This window comes from Anseongella ginsenosidimutans, from assembly GCF_008033235.1.
GTDB lineage: Bacteria > Bacteroidota > Bacteroidia > Sphingobacteriales > Sphingobacteriaceae > Anseongella > Anseongella ginsenosidimutans.
In genome coordinates this window covers 1,897,550-1,909,902 of the sequence record NZ_CP042432.1, presented here as the reverse complement: position 1 = coordinate 1,909,902, position 12,353 = coordinate 1,897,550, and the positions used below count along the sequence as shown (strand labels likewise).

General features: G+C 49.5%; 15 protein-coding genes. 10 read left to right on the top strand and 5 right to left on the bottom strand.

Features of this window, described 5'->3' with window-relative positions:
• Nucleotides 1–88: 88 nt before the first annotated feature.
• Nucleotides 89–1,000, top strand: coding sequence for a hypothetical protein (locus tag FRZ59_RS08080; RefSeq protein ID WP_132129414.1), 912 nt, complete (start codon nucleotides 89–91; stop codon nucleotides 998–1,000).
• Complete coding sequence (locus tag FRZ59_RS08075; protein WP_132129413.1) at nucleotides 997–1,920, top strand: PfkB family carbohydrate kinase; 924 nt, start codon at nucleotides 997–999, stop codon at nucleotides 1,918–1,920. The genes FRZ59_RS08080 and FRZ59_RS08075 overlap by 4 nt, the downstream gene beginning before the upstream one ends.
• Before the next feature lie 35 nt (nucleotides 1,921–1,955).
• Here FRZ59_RS08075 and FRZ59_RS08070 read toward each other — a convergent pair whose 3' ends face one another.
• The 4 genes from FRZ59_RS08070 to lpdA all read right to left on the bottom strand — a co-directional run bounded on the left by FRZ59_RS08070 (nucleotide 1,956) and on the right by lpdA (nucleotide 5,443).
• Entirely contained in the window at nucleotides 1,956–2,204 is a 249-nt protein-coding gene (locus FRZ59_RS08070; RefSeq protein ID WP_132129412.1) for a cytochrome b5 domain-containing protein, read from the bottom strand.
• Between the two features lie 100 nt (nucleotides 2,205–2,304).
• Complete coding sequence (locus FRZ59_RS08065) at nucleotides 2,305–2,844, bottom strand: sigma-70 family RNA polymerase sigma factor (protein WP_132129411.1); 540 nt, start codon at nucleotides 2,842–2,844, stop codon at nucleotides 2,305–2,307.
• A gap of 169 nt (nucleotides 2,845–3,013) precedes the next feature.
• Nucleotides 3,014–4,027 (bottom strand): UDP-N-acetylmuramate dehydrogenase, encoded by a 1,014-nt coding sequence (gene murB / locus FRZ59_RS08060; RefSeq protein ID WP_132129410.1) that lies wholly within the window; start codon nucleotides 4,025–4,027, stop codon nucleotides 3,014–3,016.
• Nucleotides 4,028–4,039: 12 nt separating this feature from the next.
• Complete coding sequence (lpdA, locus tag FRZ59_RS08055) at nucleotides 4,040–5,443, bottom strand: dihydrolipoyl dehydrogenase (RefSeq protein WP_132129409.1); 1,404 nt, start codon at nucleotides 5,441–5,443, stop codon at nucleotides 4,040–4,042.
• A gap of 101 nt (nucleotides 5,444–5,544) precedes the next feature.
• Here lpdA and FRZ59_RS08050 point away from each other — a divergent pair, with 101 nt between their 5' ends.
• A complete protein-coding gene (locus FRZ59_RS08050; RefSeq protein WP_132129408.1) occupies nucleotides 5,545–5,898 on the top strand; it encodes a DUF4870 domain-containing protein in 354 nt (117 codons plus the stop codon).
• A 72-nt stretch (nucleotides 5,899–5,970) separates the two neighbouring features.
• Here FRZ59_RS08050 and FRZ59_RS08045 read toward each other — a convergent pair whose 3' ends face one another.
• Nucleotides 5,971–7,431 carry a Gfo/Idh/MocA family protein gene (locus tag FRZ59_RS08045; RefSeq protein WP_132129407.1) on the bottom strand — a complete coding sequence of 487 codons (1,461 nt, stop codon included), beginning with the start codon at nucleotides 7,429–7,431 and terminating at the stop codon, nucleotides 5,971–5,973.
• Nucleotides 7,432–7,653: 222 nt separating this feature from the next.
• Here FRZ59_RS08045 and FRZ59_RS08040 point away from each other — a divergent pair, with 222 nt between their 5' ends.
• From FRZ59_RS08040 to FRZ59_RS08015, 7 genes are all read left to right on the top strand, one after another.
• Complete coding sequence (locus FRZ59_RS08040; protein WP_132129406.1) at nucleotides 7,654–8,088, top strand: CBS domain-containing protein; 435 nt, start codon at nucleotides 7,654–7,656, stop codon at nucleotides 8,086–8,088.
• A gap of 267 nt (nucleotides 8,089–8,355) precedes the next feature.
• Nucleotides 8,356–8,844, top strand: coding sequence for an NADH-quinone oxidoreductase subunit A (locus tag FRZ59_RS08035; protein WP_132129405.1), 489 nt, complete (start codon nucleotides 8,356–8,358; stop codon nucleotides 8,842–8,844).
• 42 nt (nucleotides 8,845–8,886) lie between these two features.
• Nucleotides 8,887–9,525 (top strand): NADH-quinone oxidoreductase subunit B, encoded by a 639-nt coding sequence (locus FRZ59_RS08030; protein ID WP_132129404.1) that lies wholly within the window; start codon nucleotides 8,887–8,889, stop codon nucleotides 9,523–9,525.
• A gap of 4 nt (nucleotides 9,526–9,529) precedes the next feature.
• Nucleotides 9,530–10,399: an NADH-quinone oxidoreductase subunit C gene (locus FRZ59_RS19965; RefSeq protein WP_225975243.1), complete on the top strand. Its 870-nt coding sequence runs from the start codon at nucleotides 9,530–9,532 to the stop codon at nucleotides 10,397–10,399.
• Nucleotides 10,399–11,274 carry an NADH-quinone oxidoreductase subunit D-related protein gene (locus tag FRZ59_RS19960; RefSeq protein WP_262713171.1) on the top strand — a complete coding sequence of 292 codons (876 nt, stop codon included), beginning with the start codon at nucleotides 10,399–10,401 and terminating at the stop codon, nucleotides 11,272–11,274. The genes FRZ59_RS19965 and FRZ59_RS19960 overlap by 1 nt, the downstream gene beginning before the upstream one ends.
• 137 nt (nucleotides 11,275–11,411) lie before the next feature.
• Nucleotides 11,412–11,876, top strand: coding sequence for an NADH-quinone oxidoreductase subunit NuoE (gene nuoE, locus FRZ59_RS08020; RefSeq protein ID WP_132129402.1), 465 nt, complete (start codon nucleotides 11,412–11,414; stop codon nucleotides 11,874–11,876).
• A gap of 38 nt (nucleotides 11,877–11,914) precedes the next feature.
• The gene (locus FRZ59_RS08015) at nucleotides 11,915–12,343 is read left to right on the top strand and encodes a four helix bundle protein (RefSeq protein ID WP_132129401.1); all 429 of its coding nucleotides are present in this window, start codon (nucleotides 11,915–11,917) and stop codon (nucleotides 12,341–12,343) included.
• Nucleotides 12,344–12,353 lie beyond the last annotated feature (10 nt).

Here is a 12,353-nt window from a genome sequence, read left to right as displayed (position 1 = left end):
ACCCTGCAGGCTGACAGCCGCAGCCGGAGCCTCCCCTGTCCCGTAAATCCAAACTGTTTTCCTATTTTTGAAAGCTATTATTCAGCGAATGACAGGGAAAAAGATCATTTTACTATTCGGCCTGCTGGCCTTACTAAGCGGAACCGTCCTGGGCCAGCGTCCGGAGATCGTACTCTCGCTGGTGAACACCGACAAGGAATTCGCCCTGGCGCTGCAGGAAGACGGCATCCGGAAGGCCTACACCAAATTCCTGGACCGGGAAAGCATGGTATTCACACCGGATGCTGCTAACGGCCCTGATCATTACCGGAAACAGGAAGCAGACAGCGCCGGCCTGTTCCGCTTTCCCGCCTGGGCGGAAGTCTCCGACGATGGCCTGCTGGGCTATACTACGGGCCCTTTTGAATTACGCGATCATATTACTGACAAAAAGCCCTCGGCCACCGGCCATTATGTTTCTATATGGCGCCGCAAATCGTACCGGGACAGCTGGGAGATCATCCTGGATATAAGCGTGAACCATGCCGGGGCCGCGGCCATGCGGACGATCAACTACAAGCAGCGTATCACCGGCGATATCCCCATTACCCCGGCCTATGAACTCGTGAAATCCAAACAAATCCTGCTTGATTCCGATGAGCTGTTCAATGTTTCTATGAAAGCGGGCCGACTGGAATTTGGGTACAAGGAATTTTTCGACGACAGCGTCCAGCTCTACCGGGAGAATTACCAGCCCATGCTCGGAAGGGAAAAAGCGATGAAACACCTGCTCCAGATGAAGGGGAAATATGCGTATACGACCGGAGACGGGTACCTGAGCCTTGTCCGCGATATTGCCTATACTTTCGGCACCGGCTATTATTATGAAAATATCCGGACTTCCCGCTTCGATCAGCATTTTAATTATGTCCGCATATGGAGAAAAGATAAGAAGGGGCTTTGGAAGGTCATACTGGATATAGAAAAACCGTTTGAACAAACAGAAACAAACACAGAATGAGTTTAGTAATAATAGGCAGCGTTGCCTTCGATAGTATAGAAACACCCTTTGGAAAAACAGGTAAGATCGTCGGCGGAGCCGCAGCCTATGCAAGCCTGGCTGCTTCGTATTTTTCAAAAGAAGTAAAGATCGTGGCTGTTGTCGGAGACGATTTCCCCCGGGAAGACATTGAAGATTTCCACCGTCATGGAATCACAACGGAGGGCCTCCAGGTAAAGGAAGGAGAAAAATCCTTCTTCTGGGCCGGAAAATACCAGCAAGACCTGAACACCCGCGATACCCTGGTTACTGAACTGAATGTGCTGGCTGACTTTGACCCGGTTATCCCGGAAAGCTACCAGGATTGCCGGCACCTCCTGCTGGGAAACCTCACCCCTTCCGTGCAGCGCACGGTCATAAAAAGGCTCCGCAAACGACCGGAGCTGATCGTACTCGATACTATGAATTTCTGGATGGATACCGCGCTCGACGACCTCCTGGACGTCCTGAAAATGGTAGACCTCCTCACCATCAACGATGAAGAAGCACGTCAGCTGGCCGGCGAATACTCCCTGCTGAAAGCTGCACGCAAGATCATGAAAATGGGCCCGCGTACCCTTGTCATAAAGAAAGGCGAACACGGCGCCCTGCTCTTCCAGGAAAACAAGGTTTTCTCCGCGCCAGCTCTCCCCCTGGAAGAAGTATTCGACCCCACGGGGGCCGGGGACGTTTTTGCCGGCGGATTTACCGGTTACCTGGCAAAAACCGGCGACATTTCCTTCGAAAACATGAAAACGGCGGTAATTTATGGTTCAGCGATGGCCTCCTTCTGCGTAGAAAAATTTGGCACGGAACGAATTAAGAACCTTAGCCCCGGAGAAATAAACGCCCGCGTAAACCAGCTCGCAGAATTATCCAGCTTCTCCGTTTCGAGCTTTTAGATTCTTGGTTTACGCAAGCAGGCAGGATTTGTCATTCAAAGGAGCTGTCCCACCTTTTCAAAGCCATCAAAGACCCACTCTCCGTGAGGAGCGTCTTCCATCTCACCGGTAAGGTCCTGCCCCGCCCAATGTTCATAATGCTGTCCGGTCCTCCAAAGTGTACTCCCGCTGACATCATAAATAATCCCGCGAAACGCAACCCATACCTGCGGCTTATCCTGCCCATTTCGCAAAGCAAGCTGCGAACGCGTATAAACCGGAAGCTCCTTTAATGATAATGGCATAGCGTCCCAAAGATGCATTTTTTTGCGCAACCGGGCGCACAAAAAAAAAGGGGTCTCCGCGTTAATCGCAAAGACCCCCATTCCAGCAAACAACCGCTTATTAAGCAGCTTCTTCTATAAGTACTTCCCGGTGTACCTGATCGTAGTCCTTTAACTTCTTTTTAAGCAATTTCCGGGCCACGTGGATTCGGGTTTTTACTGTGCCGATAGGAATATCAAGTTCCTCGGCAATCTCATGGTATTTGAACCCTGTATAGTATTTAGTGAAGGGTACGTAATATTCGGCCGGAAGGCTTTCCAGCGCATCGTTAATATCTTTCATTACGAACTTACCTTCTGCGCCGTTCCTCGTAGCGCTGTGCAGCAGGCTGGAAGAAGGAATTTCATCCGATTTGGTAACCAGGGAATTCATCTTCACCACCCGCCGGTAGTTATTAATGAAGGTATTCTTCATGATCGTGTATAACCAGCCTTTGAGGTTAGTCCCTTCTTTAAACTTATCGTAATAAGTGATCGCCTTTAACAAGGTATCCTGAACCAGGTCGTTGGCATCTTCGGTATCCCTTGTAAAATTAAGTGCGTACATTTTCAGAGAACCTGTCTGATGAAGCACCAACGTATTGAATTCTGTCTTTGTCATGGTGTTTAATGTTTTCCTCTGTTTGGTTAAACAAATATAGGGCCTGCTTCGTAATTTCCCAAATATGTAAAACAAATATTACAAATTCTTTAAACAAAAAACCCCAAGCGCCCCTTTTGTTTAACCAAAACAGGTATCTTACTTCAACAAATGTACCAGTACAAAATTGTCAGATGATATTAACTTCACGTTCCAGTATCACGCAAAATTTGTCATAAACCGAGCCGATGATCTGTTCGGAGAAGTCATAAATTTCCTTTCCGGAAGCGCTTCCATGGTTCACCAGGACTAATGCCTGGTTTTTCCAGGTGCCTGTATGACCTACTTTTTTCCCTTTCCATCCGCATTGCTCGATCAGCCAGCCGGCTGCCACTTTGACACGGCCTTCGGACATGGAAAAATTAACCACATCCGGGAATTTCTTCCTCAGGCGCTCAAATTCGTCACTGTTGATGATCGGGTTCTTAAAAAAACTGCCGGCATTCCCAATGGTTTGCGGATCTGGCAGTTTGGCAACCCGGATGTCAGCAACCACCTGGCTGATATCTTTAAGGCTTGGTTCCCTGATATCCCTTTTCTGAAGTTCAGTTTCTATTGCCCCGTAGGAAATGTTGGGATGAAAGACTGTCGACAATTTTAACCGGATGGAAGTCACGATGAAACGGCCGCGATACTTGGTTTTAAATACGCTTTCCCGGTAGGCGAATTCGCATTCTTCCCTGTTAAAACGCCTGAATTCTCCTGTTTGGGTATCAAAGGCTTCGAGCGAATCAAATACGTCTTTGAGTTCCACGCCGTAAGCGCCGATATTCTGGATAGGGGCCGCACCTGCGGAACCCGGAATCAAACTAAGGTTTTCGATACCTGCGTAGCCACGGTCTACGCAATAAATAACCAGGCTGTTCCAGGGCACACCCGCCCCGGCTTCTACAAAAACCAGTTCCTGCTTTTGCTCTGCCGAGACGCCCTGTATGTTCATTTTCAGGACAGTCCCCTGGTAATCGCCGGTGAACAGGAGATTGCTTCCCCCGCCGAGTACCAGCAGAGGGAGTTTCAGCAGATCTTTCGCGGAAAACAAAGCGGGCAGGTCCTCTTTCCGGTTAATTTCTATAAACCGATGCGCAACAGCAGGAACAGCAAAGGTATTGTATTCCCGCAGTGACTTATTCTCCTGGAAGACCATACAGTCCTTACCTTAAATATGTATGGGCCGGTTGTCCGTTGCCGCCAGGCAAGCTTCCCGGAAAACTTCAGTATAAGTGGGATGGGCATGACAGATGCGGGCAATATCTTCGGCCGACGCCCGGAATTCCATGGCGGTAACGGCCTCTGCGATCATGTCCGCAGCGCGGGGGCCGATCATATGCACACCCAGCAGTTCGTCAGTTTCCTTGTGAGCAAGTACTTTAATGAAACCATCCAGGTCCATACTTGCGCGCGCCCGGCCGCTGGCCTTGAACGGGAAGGAACCTTGCTTATAGGGTACGCCTGCCTCTTTAAGTTCTTCCTCTGTTTTTCCAACCGAGGCTACTTCCGGCCAGGTATAAACAACGCCCGGAATAAGGTTATAATTTATATGCGGTTTCTGGCCGGCCATCCTTTCGGCAACATAAACCCCTTCATCCTCTGCCTTGTGGGCCAGCATAGCGCCCTTGATCACGTCGCCAATAGCGTAAACGCCTTCCACCGATGTTTCAAGATGCTCGTTCACCGGTACCTTCCCCGTTTTCTCTTCCGGCTGGATCCCGATTTTCTCCAGGCCAAGGTCCCGGGTATAGGCGGAACGCCCCACCGCAACCAGGCAGTAATCTCCTTTCAGTTCCACTTTGTTCCCCTTGGGATCGTCAGCGGTGAGGGTGACCGTTTTTCCTTTGACAGAGGCGCCGGTCACCTTATGGCTCAGAAGGAAATTGATTCCCAGTTTTTTCAGGCTTTTCAGCAATTCCTTGCCCAGCTGCTTGTCCATGGTAGGAATGATCGTATCCAGGTATTCCACAACGGTTACATTGGCGCCAAGCCGGGCGTAAACAGAGCCCAGCTCCAGCCCGATGATGCCTCCGCCTATCAGGATCAGGTTCTTGGGAACTTCCTTTAAGGTGAGCGCTTCCGTAGAGGTAATAATGCGTTTTTTATCAATTTTGAGAAAAGGCAGGGAAGAAGGTTTTGACCCGGTAGCAATGATCACCTTTTTCGCCTGGATAGTTTTTTCCTTTCCGTCCTCACCTTTAATACTGATGGTGTTCTTGTCAACGAAGGATCCGTGGCCCTGGAAAGCATCAATTTTATTTTTCCGGAACAGGTAAGCGATCCCATCGGTACTTTGCTTTACTACTTCTTCCTTCCGGGCGATCATGCGGCCAAAATCAAGCTTTACTCCGCTGGCTTCAATACCATGCGTCTTAAAATTCTTTTCCAGATTGTGGTAATGTTCCGACGAATCAAGCAAAGCTTTGGAAGGGATGCAGCCCACGTTCAGGCAGGTACCGCCGTAAGACGGGTAGCGTTCTACAACAGCAGTTTTCATACCCAGTTGCGCACAGCGGATAGCCGCCACATAGCCCCCGGGGCCTGAACCGATAACTACAACATCGTATTGCATAGTATTTTATTTGATGAGTGTAAAATGTATGATGGTACACGCAAAGGTAAGGGATTAGCCAAATAAAAATAATTGTATATTTAAATAAATATTCAAGTAATATGTCAGATCAAACTCCGCCCCCCTGGAATTCCGTTAACAGCGATGACCGCCTTTTTGCCGTTTTCGCCCATCTGGGTACTATTATAGCCAGTTTCCTGGTACCGCTTATCATTTGGCTGGTAAAAAAAGATGACTCGGCATTTGTGGACCACCACGGAAAGGAAGCCCTGAATTTCCAGATCACTATTTTCCTGGGTTATATAGCCGGCGGGCTCCTGGCGCCCTTTTTAATTGGCATACCTATCCTTTTCGCCTGCTGGATACTGAGCCTGGTATGCGCGATCATGGCCGCTATCAAAGCCAATGAAGGCAAGCCCTACCGCTATCCCATCAGCTGGAGGATCATTAAATAACCAGAAAGGCGCCCCGTTTATGCAACAGGGCGCCTTTCTGGTTCATATGTTTGACAGCGTCAAACGGATCATTTATACTTTTGCCAGCGACCAGCCCTCGCGGTATTCGCGCTTTACAAACTGGTTAGCCGCATCAAAATTGGTTACCTTCATGTTAGGACCATCCCATTGCAGGGTAATGCCCCGTCCCGGGAAGCTATGGCCGTCTCCGTCCTTATTGGGCACCGGGTGGTCAAAACTGCGGATAGCGAGGTTCCCCATCAGGATGCATTCCGTAAGCGGGCCTGCATATCCCTCAAAAGGAGAGCTGACTTCCATGTTGCCGTGTCCGGCAATGCATGCATTTACCCATTGGGCATAATGGCCCTCTGAGCCGCCTTCCACCCGCTTGTATTTTTCGGCCACCTTCACTTGTTCCGTACGGGATGTAGGGAGCAGGCGTGCGTTCCTTCCGTAGGTATCGCACATCATTTTCCCTTTTGTTCCAACGAAAATAGCGCCGTTTCCGCCGTCACCCATTATTTCATTCGGTCCCAGTTCCTCCGGCCGTTCCGGCTGAATGCCGCCGTCCATCCAGTTGAGTTCGATATCCTTGCCGTCTTTTCCCTTATACTTAAAATGCACGGAAGAAGACACAGGCCCGCTATCCGGATAATTGGCCCTTTTAAATATTCCTTCATAGATGGTACTCACACTGCAATTCACTTCCGTAGGATAGCCCAGCTCAAGCACCTTGAACACAGGGCCGATAATATGACAGCCCATGTCGCCTAAAGCACCTGTACCATAATCCCACCAGCCGCGCCAGTTAAAAGGCACCAGGTTTTCAATATAATCCTTATAGGGAGCCGTTCCCAACCAAAGATCCCAGTTCAGTTCTTTAGGCACTTCCGCTTTCTGCGAAGGCCATGGAATTCCCTGGGGCCATACCGGCCGGTCGGTCCAGCAATGAACAGTATGTACATCGCCGATAATTCCGGCTTCAAACCATTCTTTTAATTCACGAACGCCGTCATTGGAAGCCCCCTGGTCACCCATCTGGGTCACCACCTTGTATTTCTTCGCAGCTTCGGTTAATATCCGCGCTTCATATATATCATGCGTAAGCGGCTTTTGCACGTAAACATGCTTGCCCAATTGCATTGCCGCCAGGGCTATAATTGCATGGTTATGGTCAGGAGTGGAAACAGACACAGCATCGAACTTCTTCGCGTGCTTGTCGAGCAGTTCCCTCCAGTCATGAATGTACTCCGCTTTAGGAAAGCGTTTTCGGGACGCGGCTGCCTGCCGGTCGTCCACGTCGCAAAGGAATGCGATCTCCGCGTTGCCGCTCTTATAAAAATTATTAATATCGCTTTCTCCCTTTCCGCCTGCGCCGATCCCTGCAACTACCAGCTTATCACTCGGAGCAGTAAAGCCGCGGCCGAGTACATGTCGTGGTACGATCATGAACCCGGCGGCCGCAGCCGCGCCTCCTTTTATAAAATTCCTCCTGCTAAATCCGGAGCCATTATCCGTATTCTTTCCTTTCATGAGTTGAGATTTAATTTTCTAAGCTATTCTTCGTTTATTCAATTTAAGACCTCTAAAGTTAGCATTTAAGCGATTAAAGTTAAACGGTTTAGTATTTAATTGAAAAAGTAACAAAAAAGTTACTATTGTATCCGCCCCTTGTTTTTTACTGTTTAAAATTCTATCTTCAATAAAATAAAGCTGCCGAAATAATTTTTACTAGACCAATAAAGGAGGTAAGTCATGGGAAAAGTAAGGAATATACTCGAGTCAAAAGGCCATGAGGTTTTCTCCATTCATCCCGGCCGTACGGTGTACGATGCGCTGGAAATGCTGGTGGAAAAAAATATCGGCGCCTTGATGGTAACCGAAGAGCATCGGTTTGTCGGTATTTTTTCCGAACGGGATTATGCCCGGAAAGTAATTCTGAGAGGTAAAGCTTCGCGGGAAACATTTATCCGTGAGATCATGACCGAACACCCGGAAACGGTTTGCCCGGACGATACCATCGAATATTGCATGCAGAAAATGACCGATAAACGGATCCGGCACCTTCCCGTAATAGAAGAAGGCGTACTCATCGGCCTTATTTCCATTGGGGACGTCGTAAAATTTATTATCGATGAGCAAAAGTACATCATCGAAAACCTGGAAGGGTACATTACCGGACGCAGATAGCAATGAAAACTTCCGGATATTTTGGCAATTACAAGTAATTAGCTATCTTCATCTTTAGTGAGGCCGGAACGTTCGTGACGCCGCCGTTTCCCAAGGGGCGCCAGCGTAAGCAGCAGCCCAAGCAAACGAATAGTGCGGAAACCAAGAGTCGATAAAAGGAATTTTATAGCTTTTCAATAGCTTTATATAAGAGAACTCCAACTATTTCGCGGGGAGGCGAAGCAAGTGGAAAGTTCTGTAGCCAATACGACTCAGATATGGCCTTTTATGGTCTATACAGCGATTGTTTTCGCGCTGGTAGGCCTGATCCTTGGCCTGTCTTATGTACTCGGTCAGCACCACAATGACCGGGCAAGGGGGGAACCCTATGAATCAGGCATCGTCAGTACCGGAACCGCCCGCCTTCGGTTTCCATCCCAATTTTACATGGTAGCTATGCTTTTCGTCATTTTCGACGTAGAAGCTGTTTTCATCATCACCTGGGCCATTGCCTTTGAGGACCTTGGCTGGCCGGGCTATATCAGCATTTGTGTATTCATTTTCATATTACTGGTCGTGCTTGTCTACGAGTGGCGCAACGGCGCCCTGAATTTCGGGCCGGACGGTAAAAGAATTCTAAAGGGCTACAGGAAAACACTCCGAGAAGCATATCGCCCTGAGTCGCAGCATCCGGAGTCAACTTTCCGGGAAGCAGGCGGAAGCAGGGCTCCCTTCCGGGAAGTGAGCGGAAGCAGCCCCCCCTTCCGAACCCCATAGTGAACATAAGCAGCCCTGGTGTATAAACTTTGAAATAAAAAAATGAAATGGTGGCTTAGTAAACCGGACGATCCCATCGAAACCCTGAAAGGAACAGGTACCATGGAAGAAGCAGTCGAACAAAGCGTCATGCTAAGTTCGGTGGACAAACTGATCGCCTGGGGCCGAAAAAATTCTATGTGGCCTTTTCATTTCGGCTTATCCTGCTGTTTCGTCGAAATGGCCACCAGTATGACGCCGAAGTATGATCTTGCCCGTTTTGGCGCGGAAGTCATCCGGGGAACGCCCCGGGAAGCAGATGTCATGATCATTGCCGGGACCGTATTTATTAAGATGGCTCCCGTGATCAAACGACTGTATGAACAAATGATGGAACCGCGCTGGATCATTTCCATGGGTTCCTGCGCCAATTCAGGCGGCATGTATGATATATACAGCGTGGTACAAGGAGTGGATAAATTCATGCCCGTGGATGTGTATGTAACCGGCTGCCCGCCCCGTCCGGACGCCTTTATGGAGGGGCTGCTGCTCCTGCGTGATGCTGTCGGAAAAGAAAAACGCCCGCTTAGCTGGATGATCGGCGAGCAGGGCATTGTAAAACCGGACAAGATCTCCATGAAAGAACTAAAGCGCGCACAGCGAAAGGAAATGACGACGCTGCGTTCGCCCGACGAAATATAAACCCATGTACGCTGATCTTTCAGCGGCCCTAAGCTCCCGCTTTGGTGAAGGTTCCGTAGAGCCCGAAACCACCCGGGATGAGACGCCCACTTACTGGACGCCGCAGGGGAAGATCGTAGAACTGCTAACCTGGCTCAAAACAGGGATCGAACAACCCTATGAACTTTTGTACGACCTGAGCGCCATTGATATGCGGGCTTTCGGGAAAGACCTTAACGGGCGCGCCAAATTCGATTTTACCGTCGTCTATCATTTATTCTCATTCGGACGAAACGCCTTTTTACGATTAAAGGTGGGCCTGGAAGGCGACTATCCCTCCCATCCCACCGCGACAGCTATCTGGCCTTCAGCGAACTGGTATGAACGGGAAGTATTCGACATGTTCGGCATTCGCTTTGAGGGCCACCCCCATCTTCGCCGCATCTTAATGCCTTCCTCCTGGGAAGGGCACCCGCTCCGGAAGGAGCATCCCGCCCGGGCCACCGAAATGGGCCCATTCCGTCTCTGGGACGAAAAGCAGGACGCAGCACAGGAATCCCTGAAATTCAAACCGGCCGACTGGGGATTAAAAACGCAGTCGGAAGATTCGGACTTTCTTTTCCTCAACATCGGCCCGCAGCATCCCGGCACGCATGGCGTACTCCGGATCGTCTTGCAGCTTGATGGCGAAGAGATCGTGGACGCTGTACCCGAAATCGGCTTTCATCACCGCGGCGCAGAAAAAATGGGAGAGCGTCAATCCTGGCATACTTACATTCCCTATACCGACCGTATCGATTACCTGGGCGGGGTAATGAATAACCTTGCCTACCTGTTGGCAGTTGAAAAACTGGCCGGCATTGAAGTCCCCCGCGGGCCCAAACCATCCGGGTAATGCTCTGCGAACTCTTCCGCATCGCCAGCCACCTGGTTTGGTACGGCACCTTTGCCCAGGATGTGGGTCAGCTATCTCCGGTCTTTTACATGTTCACCGACCGCGAAAAAGTATTCAGCATTGTAGAAGCGATCACCGGTGGGCGTATGCATCCCAACTGGTTCCGCATAGGCGGCGTGGCGCAGGATCTTCCCGATGGCTGGGAAACGCCCGTCAGGGAATTCGTCGCTTATTTCCCCAAAAAGCTCAGGGAATACGATAAGATGGTCATGCGGAACAGCATTTTCAAAGCCCGCACAAAAGGCATCGGCATTTTCACCCTGCAAGAGGCCATTGAATGGGGAGTCACCGGCCCCGGGCTGCGCGCCTGCGGCTTTGAATGGGATATGCGCAAAAAGCGCCCCTACTCCGGATACGAAAATTTTGAGTTCGACATACCCACAGCGAGCAACGGAGACTGTTATGATCGTGCGGCCGTCCGGGTCGAGGAGATGCGGCAAAGCCTGCGCATTGTCGACCAATGCCTGAAAAACATGCCTGAAGGCCCCTACAAAGCATCCCACCCCCTCACCACCCCACCCATCAAAAAACACACCATGCAGGACATTGAAACCCTGATCAATCATTTTTTGAATGTCAGCTGGGGGCCGGTGATCCCCCCGGGCGAAGCAATGAGCTGCATTGAAGCAACCAAAGGATGGAATGGGTATCATTTAATCAGCGATGGGAACACCTCTCCCTACCGGGTGCGGGTAAGAGCGCCCTCCTTCGCACATATGCAGATGCTTCCCTATATCTCGCGCGGCTATACGGTAGCGGATCTGCTTTCAATTTTGGGGGCGATGGATTTTGTTTTGGCGGATGTGGATAGGTAGTTTACAGTTTTTAGTTCAAGGTTTAAAGTTCAAAGTTTAAAGTTCAAAGTTTAAAGTTCAAGGTTTAAAGTTCAAGGTTTAAAGTTCAAAGTTTAAAGTTCAAGGTTTAAAGTTCAAGGTTTAAGGTTTTTACGGGGATGTTATCGGAGATTGAAAAGGAACAGATTGACAGGGAGGTTGCGGCGGTGCCTGTTAAGGAGGCGGCCGGAATTGAAGCGCTGAAAATTATTCAGCAGCACCGGGGATGGGTATCGGACGAAAGCCTTCGGGAGGTCGCTGCTTATCTTGGAGTGGCCCCTGAGGAACTGGACAGCGTGGCCACTTTTTATAACCTGATCTTTCGCCAGCCGGTGGGCAGGCACATTATCCTGCTTTGCGACAGTATTTCTTGCTGGGTCATGGGATACGAGCAATTGCGCACTCAGCTACAGCATAAACTGGGTATCGGTTTCGGCCAGACCACCGCGGACGGGTGTTTCACCCTCCTGCCGAACCCCTGCCTGGGAACTTGTGACCACGCCCCGGCATTGATGATTGACGGGGACTTATATAAAGATGTATCGGTTGAAATGCTGGAGGAAGTGTTAAGCAAATACAAATAGTTCAAAGTTTAAGGTTCAAAGTTAAAAGTTTTTAGTTGATGGCTACTGTTAGAAGGTTTGAAGATTTTGAGGTGTGGCAAAAGGCAAGGGAATTGTCAAAATTAGTTTATGAAATTTCGGAGCAGGGAAAATTCGCATCTGATTTCAGCTTGAAGGACCAGATCAGAAGATCAAGCGGCTCAATAATGGACAATATTGCCGAAGGGGCGGAGCGAAGTGGAAACGGAGAATTCATGCAATTCCTTGGTATTGCAAAGGGATCAGCCGGAGAAGTTCGCTCGCAACTATATAGGGCATTAGATCTCCACTATATTACCCGGGAAGAATTTGATGAACTGGTTGGAAAAGTTCTCGGCATCAGCAAAATGATCATGAGTCTTATTCAGTATCTCAAACGGTCCAACTTAAAGGGAGAAAGATTCAAAACCCAAAACCCTGAAACCTTATCCACAAACCTTAAACCTTGAACTTTATACT

Bases quoted from the DNA above. Each gene is read 5' to 3' on its own strand.
- FRZ59_RS08080 (WP_132129414.1), top strand. From the start codon at position 89: ATGACAGGGAAAAAGATCATTTTACTATTCGGCCTGCTGGCCTTACTA.
- FRZ59_RS08075 (WP_132129413.1), top strand. From the start codon at position 997: ATGAGTTTAGTAATAATAGGCAGCGTTGCCTTCGATAGTATAGAAACA.
- FRZ59_RS08070 (WP_132129412.1), bottom strand. From the start codon at position 2,204: ATGCCATTATCATTAAAGGAGCTTCCGGTTTATACGCGTTCGCAGCTT.
- FRZ59_RS08065 (WP_132129411.1), bottom strand. From the start codon at position 2,844: ATGACAAAGACAGAATTCAATACGTTGGTGCTTCATCAGACAGGTTCT.
- murB (WP_132129410.1), bottom strand. From the start codon at position 4,027: ATGGTCTTCCAGGAGAATAAGTCACTGCGGGAATACAATACCTTTGCT.
- lpdA (WP_132129409.1), bottom strand. From the start codon at position 5,443: ATGCAATACGATGTTGTAGTTATCGGTTCAGGCCCCGGGGGCTATGTG.
- FRZ59_RS08050 (WP_132129408.1), top strand. From the start codon at position 5,545: ATGTCAGATCAAACTCCGCCCCCCTGGAATTCCGTTAACAGCGATGAC.
- FRZ59_RS08045 (WP_132129407.1), bottom strand. From the start codon at position 7,431: ATGAAAGGAAAGAATACGGATAATGGCTCCGGATTTAGCAGGAGGAAT.
- FRZ59_RS08040 (WP_132129406.1), top strand. From the start codon at position 7,654: ATGGGAAAAGTAAGGAATATACTCGAGTCAAAAGGCCATGAGGTTTTC.
- FRZ59_RS08035 (WP_132129405.1), top strand. From the start codon at position 8,356: ATGGTCTATACAGCGATTGTTTTCGCGCTGGTAGGCCTGATCCTTGGC.
- FRZ59_RS08030 (WP_132129404.1), top strand. From the start codon at position 8,887: ATGAAATGGTGGCTTAGTAAACCGGACGATCCCATCGAAACCCTGAAA.
- FRZ59_RS19965 (WP_225975243.1), top strand. From the start codon at position 9,530: ATGTACGCTGATCTTTCAGCGGCCCTAAGCTCCCGCTTTGGTGAAGGT.
- FRZ59_RS19960 (WP_262713171.1), top strand. From the start codon at position 10,399: ATGCTCTGCGAACTCTTCCGCATCGCCAGCCACCTGGTTTGGTACGGC.
- nuoE (WP_132129402.1), top strand. From the start codon at position 11,412: ATGTTATCGGAGATTGAAAAGGAACAGATTGACAGGGAGGTTGCGGCG.
- FRZ59_RS08015 (WP_132129401.1), top strand. From the start codon at position 11,915: ATGGCTACTGTTAGAAGGTTTGAAGATTTTGAGGTGTGGCAAAAGGCA.